A 24,208-nucleotide genomic window follows, 5' to 3' on the forward strand; every position below is an offset into this window, starting at 1 on the left:
CTCCAGTCTTCCTCGATGGTTGACCCCCGCCCTCCCCTCCCTCACCATGCTCCAAACAACCGTTTGGAGGAGCGGATCATGGCGGATGGCGAGCACGGGCCCGAAGCGCGGGCGAAGTTCCATGCGATGATCGACGGCACTCAGGAAGAGTGGATGGTCATTTCGCGCGCCGCCGCCGAGTTCGGGCGCGGACTTCCCGATCGGATCATCGCCCATCTGAAGCTGCTCGAAGGCGACTGCGGCGGGTTCGCGGTGGATCGGCTGGAGCACAGCCTGCAGACGGCGACGCGGGCGCACCAAGCGGGGATGGACGAGGAGTATGTCGTCTGCGCCCTGCTGCACGACATCGGCGACACCCTGGGTCCGCGGAACCATGCCGACGTGGCGGCGGCCATCGTCCAGCCGTACGTTTCGGAGCGGAACCACTGGATGGTGGCCAACCACGCCATCTTCCAGGGCTACTACTTCTTCCACCACCTGGGCCTGGACCGGAACATGCGGGACCAGTTCCGGGGGCATCCTGACTTCGAATACACCGCCCAGTTCTGCCACCTGTTCGACCAGGAGGCGTTCGATCCCAACTTCAAGTCGATGCCGCTGGAGGCGTTCACGCCGATGCTGCAGCGGGTGCTGGCGGTTCCGAAGCGGTCGATCTACCTCCGGCAAAACGCCGACTGACGAAGCCGCATACCCATGTTAGGGATAGCTCCATCCGCAGCCTTCGCGGGGGAGCGTTACAGTCGCGTGTTTGACGGTCTCGAAGCGTCGCCTTCCGAAACCCTGCTCGGCCGCCTGGCCGACGGTCACGCCAGCCGTGCGGTGCTGGACCACTGGCGGTTCCTGGAAACGACGTGCGAGCGGGAGCCTGAGGCGCTGGCCGAGGCGCTGCGGATGGGGGTCGAGGCCAAGGTCGACGATTTCGTCAGCCTGGTGCCCGCTTCGGCCCTGGGCATCGCCGTGGTCGGGCTGGACCGGCGGCGGCACTATTGCGACGCGCGGTTCGAGGACTGGTTCGGCGACCCTACCGGACATCCCGGCTTTCGGCGGCTGACCCAGCTGGCGGTGCGACAGGGCCAGGCGTCCGGCCTGGTCGACGCCAACGACGGCGCGGCCGTCGCCGCCTGTGCGGCCGGAGCGCAAGCTGCGGCCGGCTGGCCCCTGCCCGGCCCGGTGCTGGAGGCGCTGGCGGGCGGCAGCGGGCGGACGGTGCTGATCGCCTTCGCACCCTCGCGCGATCCGTCGCTGGCCCTGCGGGCGGCGCAGATCCTGGGCTTGACCCCGCTGGAGGCCCGGCTGGCCGAAGCGTTGCTGGATGCGCCGACGGTGCAGCTGGCCGCCGAGCGCATCGGGGTCGGCTATGAGACCGCCCGCGAGGCGCTGGGCAAGATCCAGAAGCGGCTGGGGGTGCGGCGCACCTCCGACGTGGTCCGCAAGCTGATGACCCTGATGTGCGGCGACATCTTCCTGGAGCCGGACCTGAAGCCCGTGATGGTGCGGGCGCTGGGCGCCACCCCGGCCGAGGCGCGGGTCGGCGCCCTGGTGGCCGAGGGGCTGAGCGCGGGCGAGATCGCCAACCGGCTGGGGGTCAAGGAAGCCACGGTGCGTGGCCAGCTGAAGGCGCTCTACGCCAAGGCCGGCGTCGGCCGGGGCCGCGACCTGGTACGGATCGTCACCGAAGCCGGGGCGATGGCCTCGATGACCCGGGGGGCGGAGACCGCCCTGCAGCCCGACAGCCTGACCGGCATGCTGCGAGTGGCCCAGGCGCCGGACAGCCGGCAGGTGGCCTATTGGGATTATGGCCCGCGGGGCTCGCGGCCGATCCTGGTGATGCATGGGGCGATCACCGGGCGAACCCTGCCGCCGGCCTTCGTGTCCGCCATGCATGCCAGGGGTTGGCGGCCGATCGTGCCGCAGCGGCCGGGGTTCGGGCTGACCGATCCGGCCAAGGGCGACTATCTGGAAGCCTGCGCCAACGACATGGCCGTGGTGCTGGACGCCCTGCGGCTCGACAAGGTGCGGATCGTGGCTCGGGACGCCGGGGCGGCGGCGGCGCTGGAGTTCGCGGCGCGGTTTGCGGGCCGGCTGACCGACGGGCTGCTGCTGCGGCCCCATGCGCCGGGCAGCCGGGTGCGGGCGGCGGGGACGGTGACCGGGGCGGTCAAGCGCCTGTTCGTCAGCCAGCCGGACCTGGTGGGGTTGATCGCCGAGACCATGCGCCGGCAGAACCACACCGACCTGTTGAAGGAAGTCACCCTGCGGGCGGCCGCCAATGTGGCGGCCGACGCGGCGATCGTCGCCGAGCCGATGGTGCTGACCTCCATCGTCCGCGACATCCAGGCGATTTCAGCCCGGTCGATCCGGGGGTTCGCCCAGGAGCAGAGCCTGTACGTGAAGGGCTGGACGATCCCGGCGGACCTGGGAACCGCGCCCTGGCGGGTGGTGGAGTTCACCGAGATGCCGCTGGAGGGGCTGGAGGAGGCCTATGCGGGACTGCCGGGCGTGCGGTTCAGCGCCTTCGCCGAGGGCGGGCTGTATCCGTTCTACTCGCATCCGGAGGAGCTGGCGGCGTTGGTGGCGGGGTAAGCGCCCCTCCCCCGTCTACCCACCGCTGTCATCCTTCGGCCGCGTAGCGGACCGGAGTACCCACTTCAAAGATTGGCGCATGACGCCCAAAGAACGGTGCGGCCGTGGACGAGGGCTTGCCGAATCCAGGCGATCCCGCCCCCACCGTGGGTCCTCCGGTCCACCCTGCGGCGGCCGAAGGATGACACGGAAGGGTTAGGGTTGCCGAGTTGGCCTAGAACCGCTCAGCCTTGATCCCCCGCTTGGCCAGCAGCGACTGGACGCTGTCCGGGCCGATCAGGTGGGCCGAGCCGACAGCGACGAAACTGACCCCCTTGCCCTTCAGCCGCTCTTCCAGGGCCACGGCCCAGGCGGCGTTGCGGTCGACCAGCAGCACCTTGTAGAGCGCCGGGTACTCCTCGCGCATCGGGGTGACCATGTCGTCCTCCAGCGCCTTCAGGTCGCCCTTGGCCCAGTCGGCCACCAGCTTGTCGAGAACGGTCGGGCCTTCGTCGAGGTCATCGACCGCGCTCATCAGGAACTCGACCTGCAGGGGAACCGGCAGGGAGTCGAAGAAGCGCAGCTGCTGCTCGCTGGTCTCGAAGGCGCGGACCGGCTTGGAGCCGACCTTGCTGTCGCCCTTGATCACGCTTTCGACGCCCGAGTTCGGGTCATAGCCGGCCTTCAGCATCGGCATGGCCGACAGCATGATCCCGGCCATCCAGGGCTTCATCGGATCGATGGCGGTGACCGGCAGGCCAACCTTGCCCGAGGCGTCCGAGAGGCGCTTGTACTCCTCGGCCGTCAGCTTCTTGGACAGCGGGTTCGAGGGATCCATGCCGATCTGCATGATCAGGCTCTGCATGGCGGCCATGTCGTCGCTGTCATTGATCTCCAGCCAGATCTCCTCCGACGCCTTGAAGGCCTCGTCGTACTTGGGCGTCCGCCACTTGGTCTCCGGCTTGAGCAGATGGACGGTGCCGAACAGGTAGATGGTCGAGTCGTGGTCCTTGATCACCCACATGGCCGGCTGGGCCAGGGCGGGCGAGCCGGCCATGACGGCAAGCCCCAGGACGAGGGCCGCAAGGGCCTTGAGCGGTCTGAACATGAAGTACTCCTGGTGAAACACTTGGATTGTTGGGACTATTTGAGGAAGGCCTCGACCTCGGCCAGGAACTTTTCCGGCTGGTCCAGCATGATGAAGTGCAGGGCGCCGTCGACGCGGACAAGCTTCACCCCCGGAAGGGTCTGGTAGTTGGTCTTGTAGAAGCCATCCACATAGGCGGCGACGAAGCCCATGCTGTCGTCCTTGGCGTAGAGCACGGTGACCGGGGCCTTGATGCCGGCCAGTTGGCCGCGCAGGTCGCTGGTCATGATGTCATAGGTCGCCTGGCCGGCCACGCGACGGTCGCTGGCCAGCGACCAGTCGACGGCGGTCTTGCGGTCGGCCTCGCCCTTGACCAGCCGCTGCATGGTCTGGGCCTGAACCTTGGCGAGGTCGGCGTCGCTCATGCTGATGAAGTTGTCGCGGGTCTTGGCCGCCTGAGGCTCGATGGACTGAGCCGTGGCGCCGGGGTTGATGAGCACGCTGAAGAACGGCAGGGCGTCGACCACCATCACCCGGCCGACCAGGTCCGGATGGTCCACGGCCAGCTTGAGCCCCGTGAAGCCGCCCATCGAATGGCCGATAACCGCCGGTTGCTTCAGTTTCTTCGCGGCGATGTAGGCGGCGATGTCCTCGACCAGGGGGCCGACCACCGGGCCTTCCGCGTTGGAACCGGCCGGGGCGCCGGCAAAGCCGTTCACCTGGACGATGTGGAGGCGGTAGCGGCCCTCCAGGGCCTTGGCCGTGGTCTCCCAGACGGCGCGGCTGGAGGTCAGGCCCGGGATCAGGATGACATCCGGCCCCTTGCCGCGCACCTCGACGGTGAAGCGGTCCTGCGCCTGGACGGCTAGGGCCGGGGCGAAGAAGGCGAGGATCAGGGTCAGGAGGCGCATAGCCTTCAACATGGGGTGGATTTCCTTCAACGGCATGTCAGGCGAGGCCCCGGCGCATGGCCACCAGCGAGGAGACGACCAGGTAGAAGGCCATCAACAGGGTCATCATGTCCCAGGACGACAGGGCGGGAACAAGGCTGAGCTTCTCGGCGGCGGCCCACAGGAACAGCAGGCCCTGCAGGATCCAGAAGCAGATGGAGCCGGTCTCGGCCATCGACTTGCGCAGCAGCTCGTCCGATTGGCGCCAGAGGGCGAGGTTGCCGGCCGTCTGGGCCAGCAGGGCCGCGACGATGCCCATCATGGCCACCGACCCCATCACAACCGGCGTCTGGCCCCGGTAGGCGACGAAGGCGATCACCGGGACGGCCATCATCACCCCGGCCAGAGCCAGGACGGCGGCCTGGATACGCAGGAAGGAGGCCTGCGCCGGCTTGGCCGGGCCGGTGGCTTCCGGATCGACCATGCGGGCGGCGAGCTTGGGGCTGAAGCTGGCGATCGTCATGATCAGAGCCAGGCTGAGGAAACAGAAGGCCAGGAAGGCGGCCAGATGGTCCGACCAGGCGAGGCTTTGGACCAGGGCGTCCAGATGCTCGACGCGGGCGATCACCGCGCCGAGGACGCCGCCGACCACCAGGCCGGCCGCCATGAGGATAAGGCGGGTGCGGTTGGTTCGGGAGAGCTTGGGGGTCGCGGTCATGATGTCGTCTCCGGTGCTCATCACGCGGTCTCGTCGTCAAAGATGGTTTCGATGGGCTGGCCGAACAGGCGGCCGATCTTGAAGGCCAGCGGCAGGCTGGGGTCGTACTTGCCGGTCTCGATGGCGTTGATGGTCTGGCGCGAGACCTCCAGCCGGTCAGCGAGATCCGCCTGGCTCCAGTCCCGCTCGGCGCGGAGGACCTTCAGCCGGTTCTTCACCGATACCTCCACCGGACGAAGGGCTGGGCCAGGCCCATTGCCCCGCAGAAGAAGGGGAACCAGAGGAAGGACGGGACATGGGGGACGAGGCGCTCGTTCTCCAGGAAGCCCCAGATGCTGGCGGCGCCCAGGGTGACGCCGATGCCCCAGAGCAGGGACTGGACCAGGATGTTGCGCTGGAACTCGTCGGTCTCCTCGATCAGGTAGAGGCCCATGACCACGATGATGCCGATCATCGGCAGGGCCGGCGCCACGGCCAGCAGCCAGAGCAGCGGGCCCGTCGGCGAAAATTGGTCGATGGCGAAGACGCAGGCGAGCAGCACCGCGATGTAGGCCGCCATGGTCGGCATGAAGCGGCTCATGTAGCGCCGCATGGCGGGACTGAGCTTTTCCTTGTTGGTCATGCTCCCCTCCCCTATCGGCCGTGTTTCAGCCACCAGCCGGCCCAGCAGACGCCGTAGCCGATGAAGGCGAGCACGGTGGCCAGCAGGATGCCGGTGGCGATCAGGCCGGCATCACCGGGAAACACCGCGAACTGGCGTAGCGAAACGGTCGGCTCCAGGGTGAACAACAAGGCGGCGATGCCCCCGGCGACACCCAGGCCAACCGACCCGCCCCAGTACCAGCCGGTCTTGTGCGCCTCGCGCACCGCCTCGTCGACATCGCCCCACCAGCGCCGGGTGGCGTGCAGCGATAGCAGCGACAGGCCCAGAGCGGCGAAGGCAATGGGAAGGCCGAGCAAGCTGTTTTCGATGCGCAGCGAGATGAAGGCGACCACCACGCCGGCAATGGCGCCGATAAGCGCGATGGCCAGCATGATCCGGTTGCGCCGCTGTCGCGGCTGTTTGTCCAGCGCCTTGATCATGTCTGCCACCCTTGTCGTTATGACAAGGATGCTTGTCACACGGACTCGCGAAGCATGTCAAGCGTCCCTGACACAATGTCGCGGACGCCTGACTACTTCCAGACCTTGAAGTGCTTGGAGAGCTTCAGCCCCTGGCGCAGGTAGTGGGAACCGTCCTCGCCATAGAGACGGGTCGGGCGGGCGGTCAGCGGCTCATAGACCAGCCGGGCGACGGTCTGGCCGTCCTCCAGCAGGAAGGGGGTCTCGTGGCTGCGGACCTCCAGCACGCCCTTGGAGCCGACCGAGTCAGTCTCGGCGGTGCCGAAGCCGGGGTCGAAGAAGCCGGCGTAATGGACGCGGAATTCGCCGACCGCCGGGTCGATGGGGGTCATCTCGGCGGCCTGGAGGACGGGGATCTCGATGTCGTCCTTGGAGGCCAGGATATAGAACTCATTGGGATCGAGCAGCAGTTCGCCCCGGCGCGGCTCCAGAGGCTCCCAGAAGTCGCGCGGATCGTGGCCGTCCTCCTTGTCGAGATCGACGATGCCGGCGTGGCGACGACCGCGGAAGCCGGCGACGCCGCTGGACAGGTCAACGCCGACGCTGCGGGTCTCGAGGATCGGCGGGCGGCCGCGCTTGAGCCGCAACTGGTTCAGCCGGGTGCCGGTGCGGACTAGGACCGAGAAGGTCTGGGGTGCGATCTCCAGATAGAGCGGGCCGGTGTAGCCCTCGGTGACGTCGTCGAAGGCCGGGCCATGGTCGGTCAGCAGTCGCACGAAGACGTCGACTCGGCCGGACGAGCTCTTGGGGTTGCCACGCGCCGAGACACCCGGCGGCAGGGCCAGCCGCTCCTGGATCTCGGCGATATAGACGCAGCCGCGCTCGAGCACCGCGCCCTTGGTCAGGTCGAGCTCGTGCATCTCCACGTCGGCCAGCCGGTCGCGAACCTTGCGCTTCAGGCCGGGCAGGAAGCTGGCCCGGACGCGCCAGACGCGCTCGCCCAGCCGCAGGTCCAGGCTGGCCGGCTGCACCTGGTCATGGTCGAAAGGGGTAAGCGAGGTGATGGCGCCTTGCGCGACCAGGTCCTCGATCGATTGGCAGGGCAGGATGCCCGCGGACGGTGTGTCATTCATCGTCGGCGCACCTTCGCCGCGACGCGTGCGTCTGGCAAGAGATTCCCGCCAAATCCCCTAATGGTGGGATTTATGCCCGCCGCCGTGGCCGATGACCCAGACCCCCGCCCCGACGCCGAACAGCAGGATGGCGTCCGTCAGGCTGGTGGTGGCGCCCACCGCCACCGGCGAGAACCGTCCGATCGGATCAGCCAGGATCAGCAGCACGAAGTTGACGATGCCGAAGAGCGCCAGGATGGCCGCGAACACGCGGAAGATCGTCGTCAGTAGCAAGGCTTGAACTCCCCAGTCAGGCAGTGGCTAGCGCCAGGTTAACGTTGAACTCGCGTCGGAGAACGCGGTTCCCCCGGAAAGTGTCGGGCACTCGACGCTTGGCATGGCTGCGCTTCCAGGCGGGCTGAAACCTCCTTCGGTAAACCCCGGCTTGACCAGGGACCCGGCCTTGCGGTTCATGCGGCGCCGCACAAGAGGAGGCGCGCCATGGCCCAAGATCCGAAAGACTGGAAACCCGCGACCAAGCTGATCCGGGGCGGGGCGATGCGCAGCGGCTTTGGGGAGACGGCCGAGCCGATCTATCTGACCCAGAGCTTCGTCTACGAGAGCGCCGCCGCCGCCGACCGGCGGTTCTCCGGAGAGGATCCGGGCTTCGTCTACAGCCGCTACGCCAACCCGACGACCCAGATGTTCGAGGAGCGGCTGGCGCTGCTGGAGGGCGCTGAATACTGCCGCGCGGTCGCCAGCGGCATGGCGGCGGTGCACGTCGCCCTCACCGGCCTGCTGAAGGCCGGCGACCATCTGGTTGCCGGCCGGGCGCTGTTCGGCAGCTGCAACTGGATCGTCAGCCAGTGGCTGCCCCGGTTCGGGGTGGAGACCACCTTCGTCGACGCGACGGGCCTGAAGGCTTGGGAAGCGGCCATGCGGCCCAACACCAAGGTGGTGCTGCTTGAAAGCCCGGCCAATCCGCTGCTGGAGGTCACCGACATCGCGGCGGTGTGTAAGATCGCTCACGCCGCCGGCGCCAAGGTGGTGGTCGACAACGTCTTCGCCACCCCCATCTTCCAGCAGCCGCTGGTCCTCGGCGCCGATATCGTCGTCTATTCCGCCACCAAGCATATCGATGGCCAGGGCCGGGTGCTGGGCGGCGCCATCCTTGGCGCCAAGGATCTGATGGAGGAGTCCTACCGCGACATCCTGCGTCACACCGGCCCGGCGATCAGCCCGTTCAACGCCTGGGTGCTGCTCAAGGGGCTGGAGACGCTCGACCTGCGCGTCCGCCGCCAGACCGAGACCGCCGCGGTGCTGGCCGACCTGATCGGCGACCATCCGAAGGTGAAGTCCGTCCGCTATCCGGGCCGGGCCGATCATCCTCAATCTGAGGTTGCTCGGGCCCAGATGAGCGGGTTCGGCAACCTGATCGCCTTCGACCTCGGTTCGCGTGAGGCGGCATGGCGATTCCTCGACCGGTTGAACCTCGTCGACATCAGCAACAATCTGGGCGACGCCAAGTCCATGGCGACTCATCCCTCCACCACGACTCACCGGGCCATGCCCGAGGAAAAGCGGCTGGAGATCGGGCTGACCGAAGGTTTCGTGCGCATGAGCGTGGGGCTGGAGGACATCGCCGACCTGAGTCGGGACGTGACGGGGGCCCTGGACGACGCATGAGACCCATCTACAAGCGTGGCACCACCGACAGCCCGGTCTACGAAGCCCGTACGCGCGACGTCGTGGTGCGGGTAAAGGCTATCTACGCCCCGGCCCAGTCGGACCCGGTCGAGAGCCGCTATTTCTGGAACTATACCGTCGAGATCGAGAACCACGGCCAGGAGACGGTGCAGTTGGTCTCCCGCCGCTGGGAGATCACCGACGCCCATAACAAGCGCGAAGAAGTGCGAGGCCAGGGCGTGGTCGGCGAACAGCCGATCCTGCGCGGCCGCGAGGCTTTCCGCTATGTCTCCGGCTGCCCGCTGGATACACCGTCGGGCCTGATGCGCGGCGCCTACCAGATGCTCACCGACGATGGCGAGGCGTTCGAGGCGGAGATCCCCGAGTTCTCGCTGCACCTTCCGGGCGCGTCGAAGAAGCTGAACTGAGGCTCAGGGCAGCTTCCAGGACACCCCGCCGTCGTATCGGCGCAGAATTGCTGACGGGCCGGCCGGATCCGGCGCGAAGCGCGCCCCCTGCATGACGACCTGGCAGGTCCGCTCATCCAGAACGGCCGACCCGCTTGAGCGGGTGATGTCGCATCGAGTCGGCAAGCCGGCGCCGTTGACCGTCAGGCTGTAGTTGGTTTGCCCCTGCTCCTGCCGCGCCTTGGCCAGCTCGGGATAGCCCACCGTGCCGAACAGGCCGTTGATCGACACCGTCGGCCGCGCGAACTCGGCGGCCGGATGGGCGCGGGGCGGTTTGGGCGTCGTGGAGGCGACGGAGGGAACCGACGCCGGCGTTCCGACTGTCGGCTTGGCCGGTGGGGCCGTCGGCGCGGAACCGACCAGGGCCAGACCTCGGGCGGCGACGCATCGCGACGGCGCGCTCCGCTTCCAGTTGTTGCAGCCATCGACGAACGTCAGATTGAGCTTGATCCCCAGTTCGTCGTCATTGGTCGGCGTGAAGGGATCACAGGCTTCCCCGTAATCGCAGTAGCTGTAAATCCGGGTGTAGCTCGTCGGCCCCGTCAGCCGGCCTCGCACCGCCCTGCCCGAATAGATATGGCGCGCAACCTCGCCCTCATAGTCGTCGATGGACTGCAGGCCGAGTTTGCCGGGCCCGTCGATCCACCCTGCGTGATCACAGGCGCCGCGCCAGTATAGCTGGAAGGGCCCCGGTTCAGGGTACCGCCTTTTGGTGAACTGGCTGCCGGCGGGATCGAGGCCGAAAGCGCCGTGGTTCATCGCCATCTTGCAGGTGCGTTTGCCGCTGGGTGTCACGGCGCTGACCTCTCGGACGGACCAGACGTCGGCGTGCAGGGGTCCGTATTCCTCATCGGCGGCTTGCCGAGCAGCGATCGTCGCCGCGCTGGGCGTACAGAGGTATCGGACCTGCCGCTCGTTGTCGAAGAAGGGATCGTATGGCCGTTCGTAGAAATCCGCGCCTGTCTTGCAGGCGAACCAGCGCAGGTAAAAGCCGTTCGGGTCGCTGACATTGAAATAGCTGCCTGGCGCAACGCTGGTCTCGGCAAACAGATTTGCTGAGGCACAGCCCTGCCCGCTTAGAGGCCGCTTGCAGTATTTGACCTTCACCGGCTCCGAACAGGTGTTGGTCACGGTCATGTAGCCGGCGTTGGCGGTGGTCCGGATACAGCTGTCTGCGTTGAGGTCAGACACCTGGGCCATGGTCCCCCCCGGTGCGGATATCACAGCGCCCCCCAAAAGAAGCAGCATCCCCGCCAGCAGGGCCTTCATCCCCAGGCGCCGGTTCCCATTCGCGCCTTTTTGGAATCCACTCATTGACTGCGCCCCCCTAGCAAACCGGGTGCGACGAAGTCCGTCATGCCGCCCCCCTCGAGTTCGAGAAGAAAAACGGAAGCTGCTCCGTTCGCAAGGGCCAGAGGTCCTGAGCGCTGCTGGAGCGCGTGACCGAGCGCCCGGAACCCCAGCTTTTCAAGCGACTTCGAGCGACTGGCGCCGGCGCGGGTGGCGCCGACCACAAACCGGCATCCGGCTGTCGAAGCGGCGGCAATCCGGGCCTCGTCGAGGGCGCGAGAGAAACCTGCACCGCCATGGTCAGGACAGACGACCAACCGGTTGATCGAGCCGAAGGGGCCGGTCAGGGCGGCCAAGGTCCGGGGGTAGATTTCGGCGTCCGGGATCTCGTCGAACCGAGGATGAAGAGACAGTCGGGCCGCCGCCACCACGGCGTCGCGCCCATCGACAATGCACCAGTGGAGGCTATCCTCGTCCTCCGCGTCGGCCCACCTTTCCAAGTCGGGAAAGCTGGCGTTGCGCGCACGCCAAGCCCTGACCCTTAGTCGGTAGATTTGCTCCATGGCCGCCGTGTCCGGCGCGGCGATCATTCGGAAGCCCGGCGGCAAGGCGGAGAAACTCATGCCGCCGGTTTTGGGCTGTCGAAGCGCCCAGCGGTATCCCCATTTGCGGGGCGCCCTTAGAACATCATCCGCCCCGCCATCCGCAGGCTGTAGCGGTCCTCGCCGTCCGTCGCTTCATAGTCACCCTCGACCGCCAGGTAGGACATCGATGTCCCGGCCTGCAGCGAGAAGCCGACCAGCACGGCGCCATCGCCCGGCTCGCTGGATGGCAGGGTCACCCAGGCGCCGTCGGTGAAACGGAAGGTGGTGTCGCCCACCTCCCCGGCCAGATGCTGGCGATAGCCGATGCGCACTTCCGGCCGCCACCAGCTGTCGCGGCCGTAGGTGGCGCCGAAGGTCAGTTCGGCCAGGGCGGACAGGCGGCTGCTCTCGCGGGCCTGGACCGTCTGGTTGAAGGCGTCGCCGCCGCGGGTTTCCACGCGCTCACCCTCATGGAAGTAGAGGTAGTCGATGCTGACCGTGGGCCGAACGTAGTAGCGGCCGATCCGAGCCTCGTAGTTGGCCCCGAGGCTGGCGACGCCCAGGTAGCCGGTCCAGCTTGAATCGGCCTGCACCACCAGGCCGGTCTCAGGATCGACGAACAGACGGTCCCCGTCGAGCCAGGCAAAGCCGCCCGCCCCGCGCGCGTGGAAGGTCAGGCCGCCGATCGAGCGACGCCAATAGACGCCCGCCTCGGCCAGGGAGATGGAGGTCTCCTCCCCCGCCTGGGCGACCTCGTCCTTCTCCTCGGCGTTCATGAACGACAGGGTGGCGCCGAGCGCCCCGCCGTCGCTGGGCATGCTCTCGTAGCCGGCCACGAAGCCGAAGGCCTTGGTCTCCGACCCGGCGGTGATGCCGCCCTCGCGGTTGATGCCCAGGTTGATCTCCTGGACCCAGAAGCTGTCCGGCCCATAGGTGTCGCCCAGGTTCGGCCGGGTGGCGGTCAGGCGGGTGACGCTGCGGGTCAGCAGATCCAGCGCCGAGAACAGCCCCTCCCCCTGGTCCGGCATCATCTGTTCATAGAGGTCGAGGAAATCTTCCTGCGTCTGCGCTCCCAGGAAAGAGTCGCGCACGTCCTCATCGCCGGCGAGCGCCGCATAGACGGCATCGAACGCCAGCGCCTTGCTGCCGGTCAGGCCCATCTCGCCGGCCGTGCGCCGGCGAACGTCGAGATAGACCTCGCCCGCCGTCGTGTCGGCCCCGGCCGTGACGACGAACAGGTAGGGGGAATCCTCGTCCAGGTTGGTGTCGATCCCTGAGACGATCAGGCCGCCGGGCGTGTCAGTGTGGACGATGATATACCGGGTCGGCTCATCGATCAGGTCCAGCATACGCAGGCCAAGCGTGGCGCCGTCCGTGAAACTGGCCGAGGAGACCTGGAAGCTGGTCACGCCTCCCTCTCCGGGATCGGCGGTGACGATCAGAGAGCTGGACCCGCTGACCGTCAGGCTGGTCGCCAGGATTGTTTCAGCATTGGTGACCGTCATCTGGCCGTTGGCCAGGTCGATATCCAGCCGGCCGTCACTGTCGCTCAAGTCCCCCACCACATGGGCAAAGCCCTCGGCAGAGCCCACGGTCAGGCTGTCGGCGCCGTCCCCGAACGCGATGTCGCCGACAACCGCCCCGTTGCGCAGCTCGATGACATCATCCCCGGACCCCAGAAGGATATCCCCCTCGATCAACGGCTCCTGGCTGTCGACCAGGCCGTCGCCGTCCGCATCCAGGTCGTCCTCGTCGTCCTCCGGGTCGTCGTCAGCGATGCCGTCGAGGTCGAAGTCATCGTCCTCATCATCGACAACGCCGTCGCCGTCCCTGTCCGCGTCCTGATCGTCCGGGATGCCGTCACCGTCCCGGTCGTTGTTGGTTTCCGCGTACTGCACGATCCTGACGCCGGTGGTCGAGGCGCTGACGTCGATGGCCACGGCGCGGCCGGTGACCTCCTCGTCGCTCGAGTCCTCGTTTTCATCGTCCGTGTCATCTTCATCGTCATCGAGATAGATCCGGGCGACGATGGAGCCGGTGTTCTCGATGGAGGCCAGCCCACCGCTGCGGTCGATCAGGGCGGTGGCGTTGGCTGCCTCGCCGGTCACCAGGGCGCTCAGCGTGCCGCTGTTGGTGAAGGTGGAAACGCTGGCCTGGGCGTCGATCCTGACCGCGATGGCGTGGGTCTCCGCCTCCTCCGCCAGGGGCGCCGAGGTTGCCGCTGCGCTGGCATAGATGGTCCCGGTATTGACCAGCGCCTGCACGTCCGCCCCGGCGGCGATGTCCAGGCCCCGCGCCTCGGCGTCGTAGGCCATGGCCGAGACGTAGCCCTCGTTCCGCACCCCGCCTTGGATGAGGGTCGAGAAGCCGCCCTCCCCGCCGATGCGGATGCCGGTGGCGTCGATATCGTCATAAACCCCGTCGGCGGACACCGTGCCGCGCACCACCAGGCCGTAGGCCTCCTCGCCGGTCCCGACCTTTCCGATGGTGACGTCCTGGGTCCGCGACCCGATCAACAGCGCCGGTGAGCCGCCATAGACCAGCAGGTTCGCCGCCCCCTCGGCGGTATCGTCGCGGCCATCCTGGTCGAGGTCGGCGTCCGGGATGCCGTCCCCGTTGCGGTCGAGGTCGACCAGGTTGTCGTCTTCGTCATAGTCGGCGACGCCATCATTGTCCGCATCCTCGTCTTCGTCGTTCTCGATGCCGTCATTGTCGAAATCGTCATCGGTGATGCCGTCGCCGTCGAGGTCGGTGTCGTCTTCGTCGAGGATGCCGTCGCCGTCCGCATCCTCATCGGCGGAATCGAAGATGCCGTCATTGTCCAGGTCGGAATCGGTATCGGCGGTGGTGTCGAGCAGGATGCCGCCCGCGACGCTGGCCGTGACCCGCACCGCCGGCCCGCCCTGCAGCAGGTCATCCGCGTCGAGCAGCTCGCGCGCCTCCACGTTGGGCCGGGTGGTGTAGCGATAGCCGGTGGCGGTCACCGCGCCCTGGATATGCAGCGACCCGGAGACATCGGCGTCGATCGCCGCGCCGACCGCCTGGTCGCCCTGCACGGTGACACCGCCACTGACCTCCACATTGCCGGTCACCGGCGCCGCGATCTTCAGCCCCATGCTGTTGTCGCCCGTCACGGTGATCGTGCCGCGGGCGATGAAGTCGCCGGTCAGGCCGGTCTCCAGGCTCATGCCGAAGGAGTTGTTGCCCTCGATGGTGATGCCCGAGCCGTAGTCGCTGAGGATGGTCCCGGTCACCGTTCCGGGGCCGATGACACGAATTCCGTAGCGGTCTTCGCCAACGGCGAACCGGCCGTCCAGATCACCATCATTGTCCGTATCGTTGTCACTGTCGTTGGGATCGTAGTCGTCATCCGATAGCCGGATGGAGCCGTTGTTGGTGACGTTGGTCGTAAGCCCGCCGTTGACCAGGATGCCCGTCACCCCGTCCACATCGTCGGCCATGATGAAGCCGTCGTGGACGACGGTGTTGTTGCTGTCGACCGTGATGGCGGCGCCGGGGGCGGTCAGCTCGATCTCGCCCTCGTCCTCGACAGTCACGTCGCCGGCGGTCGAGGTGGCGACCGGCACGCCCTCGTCATCTTCGATCACCGTCTGGGCGAAGGCGCCGCTGGCGAACAGCAGCAGGGGCGCGGCCGCCACGGAGGCGGCCAGGTGACGACGGAGCATGCGGGCGACCCTGGAACTGGAGATACGATCCCCGGTTCGTGCCGGGCCGCTCCGGCGTTAGTGGGTCACGGAAATTTCAGTCTGACACAGAGCGGGCGCCGGCCGTCACACGGCCGAAACTCAGGCCGTGGGATCGAGCGCGTAGGTGCGGCTGCAGTATTCGCAGGTGACCCGGATCTTGCCGTCGTCCTCGACCATGTCGGCCTTCTCCTCCTCGGAGAAACTCTCGATCACGGTGGCGATCCGCTCGGACGAGCAGCGACAGAAGGCCTTCAGAGCCAGCGGCTCGAACACCCTCACCCCGTCCTCGTTGAACAGCCGCCACAGCAGGGTGTCGGCCGGGATGGTCGGATCGACCAGCTCGTCCTCGCCGGTCGTCTGGAACAGGGCCTGGGCGCGGAACCAGGCGTCCTCGGTCGAGCCGCGGGCGTCGTCGGAGGCGATGTTCTGGATCATGATGCCGCCGGCGCGCCAGGTCGGGCCCTGGCCGGAATCGACCTGGCCGACGGCCAGGCGGATGCGAGTCGGGGTCTGTTCCGACTGGTCGAAATACTGCTCGGCGCACAGGGCCAGGGTCTCGCCCTCGATCTTGGTGATGCCCTGATAGCGGTCCATGTCGCCGCCCTGGTCGACGGTCATGATGAACAGCCCATCGCCCAGCAGGGTGCGGGCGCCGGGCCGCGCGAAGCCCTGGCTGACAGCGGCCACCGCGTCGGCGTCGAAACGGCAATAGCCGCGAAACTGGCCTGAGGTGTCGTAGTCGCAGACCACGTACCGCACCGGACCATCGCCTTGCGCCTGGACGATCAGCCGCCCCTCGAACTTCAGGCTGGACCCAACCAGCGCCGCCAGGGCGCAGGCCTCGCCCAGCAGGTTGGCGACGGGCTCGGGGTAGTCGTGGCGGGTCAGCACCTCATGGATGGAGTCGCCGAGCCGCGCGATGCGGCCGCGCACCGGCCAGCCCTCGATCTGGAAGGCGGCGACGAGGTCGTCGGTGGGGGGAGATTGGGTCATGAGGGGGTCTAGATAGGCGACCACGCCGGAAATGCGAGGGGGTGCTCTCACGCGCTGGGCCTCGCTCTCCCCCATGCAATGGGGGAACCAACCTTTGGCGAGCGCTGCAAGCGAGCCAAACCGAGGGGGTCCCCACCGCCGGTGGACCGCCAACCCCTGACGTCGGCGCTGCCCCGCCTCCTGGTCCGTCGCTCACGCTCCCAACCGTCCTCCGCCCCCTCTCGGGGGCGGAGAGCGAAACCGCCGAGCGTCCTGCTACGCTGCTACCGCCCCTTCCACTGGGGCGCGCGCTTCTGGGCGAAGGCCATCGGACCCTCGACAAAGTCCTCGGACTTGAACAGCGCCGCCACGGCGGGGTGCTTGAACTGGTCCTTGATCGCCGCTTCCAGCGACGCGGCGTCGAGGCCCTGCATCACCGCCTCCTTCGACGCGCGAATCGACATCGGGCTGCATTCGCTGATCAGCCCGGCCCATTTCTTCGCTTCAGCCATGAGCTGCTCGGGCGGGACAACGGCGTTGACGAAGCCAAGGGCCTCCCCCTCGGCCGCCGACACCCGCCGCGCGGTCAGGATCATCCCCATCGCCCGCTTCAGCCCGATCTGCCGCGGCAGCCGGTGCAGACCGCCGGCCAGGGCCGCCAGGCCGACTTTCGGTTCCGGCAGGGCGAACACCGCCTTGTCCGACGCAATGATGATGTCGCAGGCCAGGGCGATCTCGAACCCACCGCCCATGGCCACGCCGTTCACCGCCGCGATCAGCGGCTTGTTGAGGTCGAACCGGCTGGTCAGCCCCGCGAAGCCCGAGGGCGGGCTGCCCATCTTGCCGCCGCCGGCCTGGTGCTTGAGGTCATTGCCGGCTGAAAAGGCCTTCTCCCCCGCGCCGGTGACGATGCCCACCCACTGTTCCGGATCGGCGGCGAAGGCGTTGAAGGCCTCGTCCAGCTCGAAATGCATCGGCGAATGGAGGGCGTTCATCACCTCCGGCCGGTTGAGGGTGAAGATGGTGACCGGCCCTTCTCGGTCGACCGTGATGAACTCGTAGGCCATGGCGTGCTCCCTTGTTGCCGCCATCAGGGAGAGCTTACCCCGCGTCCGTCAATCGATGACGGTCAGCTCCCGCGCATACCGTTTCCAGTTCTCGACGTAGTGAGCCGCCGAGGCCTCCAGCACGCGCGCCTGCTCGGGGCTGACCTCACGGACGATCTTGCCCGGGGCGCCCATCACCACGCTGTTGTCGGGAATCTCCTTGCCCTCGGTGATCAGGCAGTTGGCGCCGATCAGGCAGTTGCGACCAATCTTCGCGCCATTGAGGATGATTGAGCCGATGCCGATCAGCGACCCGTCGCCGATGGTGCAGCCGTGCAGCATCACCAGATGGCCGATGGTGCAGTTGGCCCCGATGTTCAACGGCACGCCATAGTCGGCATGAAGCACAGAACCATCCTGGACGTTGCTGTTCTCGCCGATGGTGATGGTATCGGTGTCGCCTCGCGCGGTGGCGCCCCACCAGATGCTGGCATTTTTCTTGAAAACCACGCTGCCCATCACGGATGCACTGGGCGCAATCCAGTATTCACCCGCCGGGGGCAACGTGGGGCGCCGATCGCCCAAAGCATAAGCAGTCATCCGTGCACCCCGTATATTGTCGGACGGCCCTTGCTTAACCGCCCATAAACCAAGTTAGCATCATTGTAGTCGGGCGATTCGAAGGGGCCATCAAAACCTCTCCGATCCCGTCGCGGCCGGCTTTTCGGTCGCGAACTCCTGACGACGGAGACCTGGGTGTCGCGTTTTGAGTCCGGGCGGTATCCACCGCCCCATGCACCGAGCGAAGGCGGACCTCCGGGCCGCGCACGCCCTCCCATCACCGTTGTCCCGACCCGAGGGCGCGCCGTTGTGGCGACGCCCTTTTTTCTTGCCCCTGTGGAGGCTGTCTAGATGACCAAGCGAGCCCTGAAGCGCGTTGCCCGCGAAGGCGCCTTTGATGCCGGTCAGTTCGCGGAGGACGGCAAGGTACGCCGTCTGCCCGTCGGCGCCGGCTGGTCCCCGCTGGGAGGTCATGGACAGGAGGATCGGGACCAGGGGTATCTCAAGACAATAAAACCCAAGTCCGAGGGCCAGAAGGCGCTGATCGAGGCGATCGACAGCAAGAACCTGATCATGGCGCTGGGCCCGGCCGGCACCGGCAAGACCTACCTGGCCATCGCCAAGGCCGTCGAGGCGCTGGAGGCCGGCAAGGTCGGCCGCATCGTGCTCAGCAGGCCCGCCGTCGAAGCCGGGGAATCGATCGGCTACCTGCCCGGCGACATGGAGGACAAGCTGGCCCCCTACCTGCGCCCTCTCTACGACGCCCTGTCGGATCGCCTGTCGATGAAGCGGGTCAAGGCCTTGATGGCCGAGGGCCTCATCGAGATCGCCCCCGTCGGCTACATGCGCGGCCGCACCCTCAACAACGCCTTCGTGGTCATCGATGAGGCCCAGAACTGCACCTATGTGCAGCTCAAGATGCTGCTGACCCGCCTGGGCTGGCACTCGACCATGGTGGTCACCGGCGACCCGGCCCAGTCGGACCTGTTGCCCACCCTCTCGGGCCTGGCCGAGATTTCGCAAAAGCTGGAGGCCGTCGGCAACATCTCGGTCGTGCGCCTGGAGGACCGCGACATCGTCCGCCACCCGCTGGTGGCGGAAATGTTGGGCGTCATCTGACCGAAGACAGGGTGCCCCGGGTCGAATTGAGGCCCGGGGCTTCCCTTGCGTCTGCCTTGCCACCCCCAGGAACGGGGCGCTTACTTCCGTCAACGGCCATCAGAGCCACGGGAGACACGTCATGGCGGACGGCTTCATCCTGGAGATCGACAAGCAGGTCGGCATCCCTGTTGCCCGCCAGCGGCAGCCGCAGGCTGGCGCTCAGAGCTGGCCCGAAGGCACGGTTATCGTCTCGGCCGACAGCCACATGCTGGAGACCGATTGCTGGATCGACCGCTTCCCCGAGCACCTGAAGGACCAGGCGCCGCGCATGGTGTTCAAGGACGGCGGCTGGGACCTCTCAATCGCCGGCAAGTCGATGACTCCGCCGGAGGTCGCCGCCTCTCTGTGCGAGCAGATGGAATGCTACCCCGGCCTGACCGACCAAGAGACCCGCTTCCGTGATCTCGACATCGAGGGCGTCGAGAAGGAGCTGATCTTCCCCCAGCGCCTGTTCGGCCTGCTGATGTTCGGCGAATTGACCAATCGCGAACTCGTATTCGGGGCCTACAACGAACACATCGGCGAAGTCTGCGCCAAGTCGGGCGGGCGGCTCTATCCGGTGATGATCCCCAGCTATTGGGATCCGGAGAGCGCCTCCGCCTCTATTCAGCGCTGTGTAGAGTTGGGCGCCGCCTGCCTGATGATCCCGATCAAGCCCGGCAAGTTCGAGAACGGCCGCACCATCCACTACAACCACCCGGTCATGGACCCCCTGTGGGCCGCCATCGAGGCCAGCGGCCTGCCCCTGGCCTTCCACATCGGCGAGGCCATCCCGACGGCCGAGCCGGGCGCCGTCGGTGTGTCGGTGCTGACCCAGATGCAGGGCTTCCGGCACAACTGGGGCCAGTTGGTGTTCGGCGGGGTGTTCGACCGCTTCCCGGGCCTGCTTTGCGTGTTCGTCGAGGGGGGCCTGAGCTGGATCCCCGGCATGCTCCACGACGCCGACATGATCTACAACAGCTTCCCGACCTCGATCTCGCCGAAGCTGGCCCACCCGCCCAGCTGGTACTGGCGAAACCACTGCTACGCCACCTTCATGACCGACCCGGTCGGGCTGGAGATGCTCCACCGCATCGGGCCGGAAACGGTGATGTGGTCGTCCGACTACCCCCACCAGGAGAGCACCTTCGGCTACACCCGCAGCGCCATCGATGCGGTGTTCGCGGCAACCGACATTGAGACGGCGCAGATGATCCTTGGGAAGACGGCGCTAGACCTCTTCCGGATTGCCTGAAGGCGCCGGCAGCAACCATCCCCGATAGACTACGATGGGCCCGGTCAGCGGGTGCGACAGGTCGACGTGGAAGCGGAACCGCCCCTCCCCGTCGACCTCCTCCCAGGCCTCGACGCGCGGAAACAGCCAGGCAGGGAGACCGACCCCGAACAGCGTCCAGCGACGCGCGATCAGCCGTAGCCGCCCGCCGTCCAGCACCGGCGCCATGCCACAGGCCATCGGCCCGAACCCCTCGACCGCCAGATGCGCCGCCCTGTCCCGCCCCGCCCACTGGCGGCTGGAAAAGCTCTGGTCGCCAAATCGGCGGGTCCAGGTTTCCACGCCGTCCTTTCGTGAGAACTCCACCCGGATCCGCCCATCCCTCTGGGCCCCGGGGAAGCCGACGATCGCCGCGGCCAGGCGCGCCAGGAGATTGCCGCCCCGGTCCACGTCGAACCGGCCCTCCGCCGCCATCCTGCCGCCCTCGGGAAGGTCGTGCATCGCCCGGATCGGCGCCGGCAGCGCCTCCCAGGCCCCGGCCAAAACCTGGCGATAGACCGGCGCGGACGGCTGAAGCTCGTCCCGCACACCGGTCTCGATCCGCCTGGCGGCGAACAGGGGCGCGTAGTCGTCCAGGCTAACCGCGCCCGCCGCCGTCCGCGCCCCGCTGTCCGGCCGGTCGCCCGCCAGCAGCTTGGCGATCAGGGCCGCCGCAGGCATGGCCGGGATGAAGGGGCCGTGGTCACCCTCCGCCGTCAGGTTCCAGCTGCGCGCGGCCGGCCGGCCGTCGGCGTCGAGCCCGGTCACCCGCACGAACATCCCGCCGCGATCTTCGCCCCACTTCAGCTGGGTTTTCACCGCGTGGAACAGCCCCGCCAGCTTCACCAGCGGAATAGGAAGGCCGACGCTGACCAGCCAGGCCAGGGCGTTCAGCATCCGGTGCAGAAGTTCGGGACGTGGCCCCGCCCCCAGCCAAATCTCACGAACTCCCGGCCACAGGCCGGCAAGGGCCGTCAGGTCCGGCACATCGACCAGCGAGAACCGGGTGCTGTGCAGCGGCAAGCGGCCGGGCGCCGCCACGGTGACATGTCGTGCCTCGACCAGCCCCACGCCCGAACCGGTCCGCCCGTCCCGCAGCCGGGTCACCGGCCGGCCCGCATAGCTGAGGATGGCCTCCAGAACGCTGACCCCGACGTCGGCATGGGGCGACGGCGCGATCCCGGCGGCGATGTCGTCGACCCGCGCCCAGCCATCGGTGATGCCAGCGACCGCCGCAGCCGTCAGCGCCGGACAGGTGCTGACCCCGCTGAGCGCAAAGACGTTCTTCGCCTTGGCCGCGGCGTCGAACCGCTCGATCCCCAGGACGAAGTCCGTGGAATCGGCCAGGTCCAGATAGTCGACGCCCGCCTCAAGACAGGCCTCGACCAGCCGATACGGCGCCGCGCCATACCCCTGGAACGGTCCGCTGCAGTCGACCACCAGGTCCGGCGCCAGCGCCGCCAGCTGGGCGGCCACATCGCCGTTCCGGTCGAACCGGGCCGGCTCCATCACAGCGCCGCCGGGCAAGGCCCAGGCCGCCCGGAACGCCGCCGCCTTCTCCAGCGACCGCCCGGCGATGAGCAGGGTCAGCCGGGGGTCATCCGCCAGCAGCCGGGCCAGCCGCCCCCCAAAGACCCCATAGCCGCCGACGATCAAAATTCGCATGCCCGTCAGCCCAGCACTCGGTCGGCCTGCCCAGGTTCAGGCAGCCAGCAGACCTCGTTGCGCCCGAAGATCTTCATCCGGTTGCGGGCCACCAGTTCATACAGCGCGTCGGCCCACCGCCGCGGCAGCCACCGACCCACGCCGGCCAGTTTCCACGGCCAGCCCAACCGTTCTGCCATGCGGATCGAGCCGTCGGCCTTGAACCGCGCCACGCCATCCTCGATCAGGATGTTGCTCTCATAGTCCGTGGGATCGAGCCCGTAGTGGCGGTATAGCGCCTCGCCAAGCGGCGTCTGGGCGGGCAGCAGGCGGAACACGCCCCGGCGGTCCAGGCGCAGGACGCTGCGCATGCCGGCGCTGCAGAATGCGCAATGACCGTCGAAGACGATCACGGCCTTGTCGTCTGGAAACGATGGAACGGCGGGGTCCCGGCGATAGCTGTAGGCTTCGCGCGGGATCATCTCACCTACTCGAGGTCTTCCGCCAGGATGGCCATCTCGAACATGTAGGACCCGGCCTCGTCCTCGTCCTCATAGATCACGCCGATGAACTCGCCCTTCAGTTCGACCTCGGCGGAGTCCTTCTGCTTGCGGGCCTTCACCGCCACGTGCGGGTTGCCGAAGGTCCGCTTCAGGTGGGCTTCGACCTTCTTGATAGCGACGTCGTCCACGGGAGCGCTCCGGAAAAAACAAACAGGGGAATTGGCGCGGAACCTAGTCAGGCGCGCGCGACGCGCAACCCCAAAAGGTCAGATCACGTAGTCGTAGACGATATCGGCCAGGGTGTGGTCCATCGTCCGCGCCGGCTCTTCGCAGGTCGGGCAATTGACCAGGCGGGCGGGAACGCCGGCCGCGGTGCAGCCGGCCGGCACGGGTTTCAGCACCACCGAGCCCGAGGCCACCTTGGCGTAGTCGCCGATCTTGATGTTGCCCAGCACCTTAGCCCCGGCGCCCAGCAGCACGCCCTTGCCGATCTTCGGGTGCCGATCTCCGCGCTCGGCCCCGGTGCCGCCCAGGGTCACCCCATGCAGCATGGAGACATCGTCTCCGACCACGGCCGTCTCGCCGATCACGATCCCGGTGCCATGGTCGATGAACACGCCGGCGCCGATCTTGGCGGCCGGGTGGATGTCGACCTGGAAGATCTCGCTCATCCGGCTCTGCAGGTAGAAGGACAGGGTGTCTCGCCCATGGGTCCACATCCAGTGGGCCACCCGGTGGGTCTGCAGGGCCATGAAGCCCTTGAAGAACAGGAAGGGCTGGACATAGCCCTTGCAGGCCGGATCGCGCTCGAACACCGCCTTCAGGTCGGCCTCGGCGGCGGCAATGATGCTGGGATCGGCCTCGAAGGCCTCTTCGGCGAACTCGCGGGCGCTCATCGCCCGCAGCTCCTGGTCGCCCAGCTTGCGGGCGATCTGATAGCTCAGCGCATCGGCCAGGCTGTCGTGCGAAAGGATCACCGAGTTCAGCAGGCTGGCCAGCGACGGCTCGTCCCGCGACGCCCGCTCGGCCTCGTTGCGCAACGCGGCCCAGACCGGCGGCGCGACGGCCGGCTCAACGACTTCCAGATGCTTGGCCATCGGCGGCCTCCCTGTCCGAACGACGGCGCTCCTAGCACATCCGCGCCGGATTGTCCGTTCCTCGCCCTTTCAACGCATATGGTAGCGGATCGCGGCAATGCCAGCGTTAACGCACGACCTTTTGCCGCTCCCCGTTGCGCCGCCAGGGACGCCGCCTTAGCCTCGCCGCGTTTGTGATCGAAAGCCCCCGCATGAAGTCCTCGCCCCTTCTCGCCGGTATTGCAACGCTGACACTGGCCGGCGGCGCGTTCGCGGCCGACGCCGCCTCGCCCGGCGGGTCCGGCGCGAACAGCCCCACGCTCGGCCGCACAGCCCTGGTCGAGCTGGCCAGGACCGGCCAGCCTTTGTGCGGCGGATGGCGGCCCAAGGACGACAGCTGCGAGGACATCGGCTTCATGGAGGTGCTGGCCGACGGCCAGGTGCGCCAAACCTATCGGTTCAAGCTCTCCGACGACTACGAAATCGCCATGCGCCAGACGGTGAAGTTCGAGGGCGACGCCCTGTGCGCCGTGTTCCGCTGGGACGAGATCGACGTGGTGGTGCTGCGCGACGGGGACCGGGCCCCGATGTCGGAGTCCCTGCCGCTGACCATCATGCTGCAGTCCTCGCTGGAAGAGTTCAACGGCAAGACGATCTGCGAGACCTATCAGCGCGACACCGTCACCGGCGAGATCACCACGACCGTCACCGTCGATGGCCAGCGCGACCCCGCCCTCGACGCCGACTACCGGGTGCTCGACAAGGGCGACACCATTCACCTGCGCGGCCCTGACGAAGGGCCCGAGCTCGAGCCCCTGGACGTCTGAT

The 24,208-nt window shown here is 67.5% G+C and carries 25 protein-coding genes; 7 read left to right on the forward strand and 18 right to left on the reverse strand.

Features of this window, described 5'->3' with window-relative positions:
- The first annotated feature begins 78 nt into the window (after positions 1–78).
- Both GVN21_RS10215 and GVN21_RS10220 read left to right on the forward strand, forming a co-directional pair.
- A complete protein-coding gene (locus GVN21_RS10215; protein WP_166574636.1) occupies positions 79–678 on the forward strand; it encodes an HD domain-containing protein in 600 nt (199 codons plus the stop codon).
- Positions 679–744: 66 nt separating this feature from the next.
- Positions 745–2,583, forward strand: coding sequence for a LuxR C-terminal-related transcriptional regulator (locus tag GVN21_RS10220; RefSeq protein ID WP_166574637.1), 1,839 nt, complete (start codon positions 745–747; stop codon positions 2,581–2,583).
- A 214-nt stretch (positions 2,584–2,797) separates the two neighbouring features.
- On the opposite strand, the gene GVN21_RS10225 is transcribed toward GVN21_RS10220, so the two are convergent.
- The 8 genes from GVN21_RS10225 to GVN21_RS10260 all read right to left on the reverse strand — a co-directional run bounded on the left by GVN21_RS10225 (position 2,798) and on the right by GVN21_RS10260 (position 7,725).
- Positions 2,798–3,670, reverse strand: coding sequence for a TraB/GumN family protein (locus tag GVN21_RS10225; protein WP_166574638.1), 873 nt, complete (start codon positions 3,668–3,670; stop codon positions 2,798–2,800).
- A gap of 35 nt (positions 3,671–3,705) precedes the next feature.
- Positions 3,706–4,560 carry an alpha/beta hydrolase gene (locus GVN21_RS10230; protein WP_166574639.1) on the reverse strand — a complete coding sequence of 285 codons (855 nt, stop codon included), beginning with the start codon at positions 4,558–4,560 and terminating at the stop codon, positions 3,706–3,708.
- 37 nt (positions 4,561–4,597) lie between these two features.
- Positions 4,598–5,278: a hypothetical protein gene (locus tag GVN21_RS10235; protein ID WP_166574640.1), complete on the reverse strand. Its 681-nt coding sequence runs from the start codon at positions 5,276–5,278 to the stop codon at positions 4,598–4,600.
- Positions 5,278–5,475 (reverse strand): helix-turn-helix transcriptional regulator, encoded by a 198-nt coding sequence (locus tag GVN21_RS10240; protein WP_166574641.1) that lies wholly within the window; start codon positions 5,473–5,475, stop codon positions 5,278–5,280. Before GVN21_RS10240 ends, GVN21_RS10235 begins: the two co-directional genes overlap by 1 nt.
- Positions 5,472–5,879 carry a hypothetical protein gene (locus GVN21_RS10245; RefSeq protein ID WP_166574642.1) on the reverse strand — a complete coding sequence of 136 codons (408 nt, stop codon included), beginning with the start codon at positions 5,877–5,879 and terminating at the stop codon, positions 5,472–5,474. The genes GVN21_RS10240 and GVN21_RS10245 overlap by 4 nt, the downstream gene beginning before the upstream one ends.
- An 11-nt stretch (positions 5,880–5,890) precedes the next feature.
- Positions 5,891–6,340, reverse strand: a complete 450-nt coding sequence (locus GVN21_RS10250; RefSeq protein WP_166574643.1) for a hypothetical protein — start codon at positions 6,338–6,340, stop codon at positions 5,891–5,893.
- Positions 6,341–6,432: 92 nt separating this feature from the next.
- Entirely contained in the window at positions 6,433–7,452 is a 1,020-nt protein-coding gene (locus tag GVN21_RS10255) for a 2'-deoxycytidine 5'-triphosphate deaminase (RefSeq protein ID WP_166574644.1), read from the reverse strand.
- 57 nt (positions 7,453–7,509) lie between these two features.
- Positions 7,510–7,725 carry a hypothetical protein gene (locus tag GVN21_RS10260; protein WP_166574645.1) on the reverse strand — a complete coding sequence of 72 codons (216 nt, stop codon included), beginning with the start codon at positions 7,723–7,725 and terminating at the stop codon, positions 7,510–7,512.
- 207 nt (positions 7,726–7,932) lie between these two features.
- Here GVN21_RS10260 and metZ point away from each other — a divergent pair, with 207 nt between their 5' ends.
- Both metZ and apaG read left to right on the forward strand, forming a co-directional pair.
- Positions 7,933–9,117 (forward strand): O-succinylhomoserine sulfhydrylase, encoded by a 1,185-nt coding sequence (metZ, locus tag GVN21_RS10265; protein ID WP_166574646.1) that lies wholly within the window; start codon positions 7,933–7,935, stop codon positions 9,115–9,117.
- Positions 9,114–9,545: a Co2+/Mg2+ efflux protein ApaG gene (apaG, locus tag GVN21_RS10270; RefSeq protein WP_166574647.1), complete on the forward strand. Its 432-nt coding sequence runs from the start codon at positions 9,114–9,116 to the stop codon at positions 9,543–9,545. Before metZ ends, apaG begins: the two co-directional genes overlap by 4 nt.
- Positions 9,546–9,548: 3 nt before the next feature.
- Here apaG and GVN21_RS10275 read toward each other — a convergent pair whose 3' ends face one another.
- The 6 genes from GVN21_RS10275 to GVN21_RS10300 form a co-directional block, all read right to left on the reverse strand.
- On the reverse strand, positions 9,549–10,784 hold the full coding sequence (locus tag GVN21_RS10275; protein ID WP_166574648.1) for a TonB family protein: 1,236 nt from the start codon (positions 10,782–10,784) through the stop codon (positions 9,549–9,551).
- A 110-nt stretch (positions 10,785–10,894) separates the two neighbouring features.
- Entirely contained in the window at positions 10,895–11,497 is a 603-nt protein-coding gene (locus tag GVN21_RS10280) for a GNAT family N-acetyltransferase (RefSeq protein ID WP_166574649.1), read from the reverse strand.
- A 56-nt stretch (positions 11,498–11,553) separates the two neighbouring features.
- Entirely contained in the window at positions 11,554–15,144 is a 3,591-nt protein-coding gene (locus GVN21_RS10285; protein WP_166574650.1) for an autotransporter outer membrane beta-barrel domain-containing protein, read from the reverse strand.
- A 120-nt stretch (positions 15,145–15,264) separates the two neighbouring features.
- Complete coding sequence (locus tag GVN21_RS10290; RefSeq protein ID WP_166574651.1) at positions 15,265–16,158, reverse strand: Hsp33 family molecular chaperone; 894 nt, start codon at positions 16,156–16,158, stop codon at positions 15,265–15,267.
- A gap of 263 nt (positions 16,159–16,421) precedes the next feature.
- A complete protein-coding gene (locus GVN21_RS10295; protein WP_166574652.1) occupies positions 16,422–17,204 on the reverse strand; it encodes an enoyl-CoA hydratase-related protein in 783 nt (260 codons plus the stop codon).
- Positions 17,205–17,252: 48 nt separating this feature from the next.
- Positions 17,253–17,783, reverse strand: coding sequence for a gamma carbonic anhydrase family protein (locus GVN21_RS10300; protein WP_166574653.1), 531 nt, complete (start codon positions 17,781–17,783; stop codon positions 17,253–17,255).
- 312 nt (positions 17,784–18,095) lie between these two features.
- Between GVN21_RS10300 and GVN21_RS10305 the strand changes: the two genes are divergently transcribed.
- Together GVN21_RS10305 and GVN21_RS10310 are read left to right on the forward strand one after the other, a co-directional pair.
- Positions 18,096–18,863 (forward strand): PhoH family protein, encoded by a 768-nt coding sequence (locus GVN21_RS10305; protein WP_166574654.1) that lies wholly within the window; start codon positions 18,096–18,098, stop codon positions 18,861–18,863.
- Between the two features lie 121 nt (positions 18,864–18,984).
- Positions 18,985–20,139: an amidohydrolase family protein gene (locus tag GVN21_RS10310; RefSeq protein WP_166574655.1), complete on the forward strand. Its 1,155-nt coding sequence runs from the start codon at positions 18,985–18,987 to the stop codon at positions 20,137–20,139.
- Here GVN21_RS10310 and GVN21_RS10315 read toward each other — a convergent pair.
- The 4 genes from GVN21_RS10315 to cysE form a co-directional block, all read right to left on the reverse strand.
- Entirely contained in the window at positions 20,116–21,822 is a 1,707-nt protein-coding gene (locus GVN21_RS10315; protein ID WP_166574656.1) for an SDR family oxidoreductase, read from the reverse strand. The two genes, GVN21_RS10310 and GVN21_RS10315, sit on opposite strands and share 24 nt — an antisense overlap.
- 5 nt (positions 21,823–21,827) lie before the next feature.
- Positions 21,828–22,283 carry a DCC1-like thiol-disulfide oxidoreductase family protein gene (locus GVN21_RS10320; RefSeq protein ID WP_205690024.1) on the reverse strand — a complete coding sequence of 152 codons (456 nt, stop codon included), beginning with the start codon at positions 22,281–22,283 and terminating at the stop codon, positions 21,828–21,830.
- 5 nt (positions 22,284–22,288) lie between these two features.
- The gene (locus tag GVN21_RS10325; RefSeq protein WP_166574657.1) at positions 22,289–22,492 is read right to left on the reverse strand and encodes a DUF3126 family protein; all 204 of its coding nucleotides are present in this window, start codon (positions 22,490–22,492) and stop codon (positions 22,289–22,291) included.
- A gap of 78 nt (positions 22,493–22,570) precedes the next feature.
- Positions 22,571–23,401: a serine O-acetyltransferase gene (gene cysE / locus GVN21_RS10330; RefSeq protein ID WP_166574658.1), complete on the reverse strand. Its 831-nt coding sequence runs from the start codon at positions 23,399–23,401 to the stop codon at positions 22,571–22,573.
- 191 nt (positions 23,402–23,592) lie between these two features.
- On the opposite strand from cysE, the gene GVN21_RS10335 reads away from it, so the two are divergent.
- Positions 23,593–24,207 (forward strand): hypothetical protein, encoded by a 615-nt coding sequence (locus GVN21_RS10335; protein WP_166574659.1) that lies wholly within the window; start codon positions 23,593–23,595, stop codon positions 24,205–24,207.
- Position 24,208 lies beyond the last annotated feature (1 nt).

It is taken from the genome of Caulobacter sp. SLTY, from assembly GCF_009905535.1.
Classification (GTDB): Bacteria; Pseudomonadota; Alphaproteobacteria; order Caulobacterales; family Caulobacteraceae; genus Caulobacter.

Bases quoted from the DNA above. Each gene is read 5' to 3' on its own strand.
- GVN21_RS10320 (WP_205690024.1), bottom strand. From the start codon at position 22,283: ATGATCCCGCGCGAAGCCTACAGCTATCGCCGGGACCCCGCCGTTCCA.
- GVN21_RS10245 (WP_166574642.1), bottom strand. From the start codon at position 5,879: ATGACCAACAAGGAAAAGCTCAGTCCCGCCATGCGGCGCTACATGAGC.
- GVN21_RS10230 (WP_166574639.1), bottom strand. From the start codon at position 4,560: ATGCGCCTCCTGACCCTGATCCTCGCCTTCTTCGCCCCGGCCCTAGCC.
- GVN21_RS10300 (WP_166574653.1), bottom strand. From the start codon at position 17,783: ATGACTGCTTATGCTTTGGGCGATCGGCGCCCCACGTTGCCCCCGGCG.
- GVN21_RS10295 (WP_166574652.1), bottom strand. From the start codon at position 17,204: ATGGCCTACGAGTTCATCACGGTCGACCGAGAAGGGCCGGTCACCATC.
- GVN21_RS10310 (WP_166574655.1), top strand. From the start codon at position 18,985: ATGGCGGACGGCTTCATCCTGGAGATCGACAAGCAGGTCGGCATCCCT.
- GVN21_RS10255 (WP_166574644.1), bottom strand. From the start codon at position 7,452: ATGAATGACACACCGTCCGCGGGCATCCTGCCCTGCCAATCGATCGAG.
- apaG (WP_166574647.1), top strand. From the start codon at position 9,114: ATGAGACCCATCTACAAGCGTGGCACCACCGACAGCCCGGTCTACGAA.
- GVN21_RS10335 (WP_166574659.1), top strand. From the start codon at position 23,593: ATGAAGTCCTCGCCCCTTCTCGCCGGTATTGCAACGCTGACACTGGCC.
- cysE (WP_166574658.1), bottom strand. From the start codon at position 23,401: ATGGCCAAGCATCTGGAAGTCGTTGAGCCGGCCGTCGCGCCGCCGGTC.
- GVN21_RS10305 (WP_166574654.1), top strand. From the start codon at position 18,096: ATGACCAAGCGAGCCCTGAAGCGCGTTGCCCGCGAAGGCGCCTTTGAT.
- GVN21_RS10280 (WP_166574649.1), bottom strand. From the start codon at position 11,497: ATGAGTTTCTCCGCCTTGCCGCCGGGCTTCCGAATGATCGCCGCGCCG.
- GVN21_RS10315 (WP_166574656.1), bottom strand. From the start codon at position 21,822: ATGCGAATTTTGATCGTCGGCGGCTATGGGGTCTTTGGGGGGCGGCTG.
- GVN21_RS10290 (WP_166574651.1), bottom strand. From the start codon at position 16,158: ATGACCCAATCTCCCCCCACCGACGACCTCGTCGCCGCCTTCCAGATC.
- metZ (WP_166574646.1), top strand. From the start codon at position 7,933: ATGGCCCAAGATCCGAAAGACTGGAAACCCGCGACCAAGCTGATCCGG.
- GVN21_RS10250 (WP_166574643.1), bottom strand. From the start codon at position 6,340: ATGATCAAGGCGCTGGACAAACAGCCGCGACAGCGGCGCAACCGGATC.
- GVN21_RS10235 (WP_166574640.1), bottom strand. From the start codon at position 5,278: ATGAGCACCGGAGACGACATCATGACCGCGACCCCCAAGCTCTCCCGA.
- GVN21_RS10225 (WP_166574638.1), bottom strand. From the start codon at position 3,670: ATGTTCAGACCGCTCAAGGCCCTTGCGGCCCTCGTCCTGGGGCTTGCC.
- GVN21_RS10275 (WP_166574648.1), bottom strand. From the start codon at position 10,784: ATGGCCCAGGTGTCTGACCTCAACGCAGACAGCTGTATCCGGACCACC.
- GVN21_RS10285 (WP_166574650.1), bottom strand. From the start codon at position 15,144: ATGCTCCGTCGTCACCTGGCCGCCTCCGTGGCGGCCGCGCCCCTGCTG.
- GVN21_RS10215 (WP_166574636.1), top strand. From the start codon at position 79: ATGGCGGATGGCGAGCACGGGCCCGAAGCGCGGGCGAAGTTCCATGCG.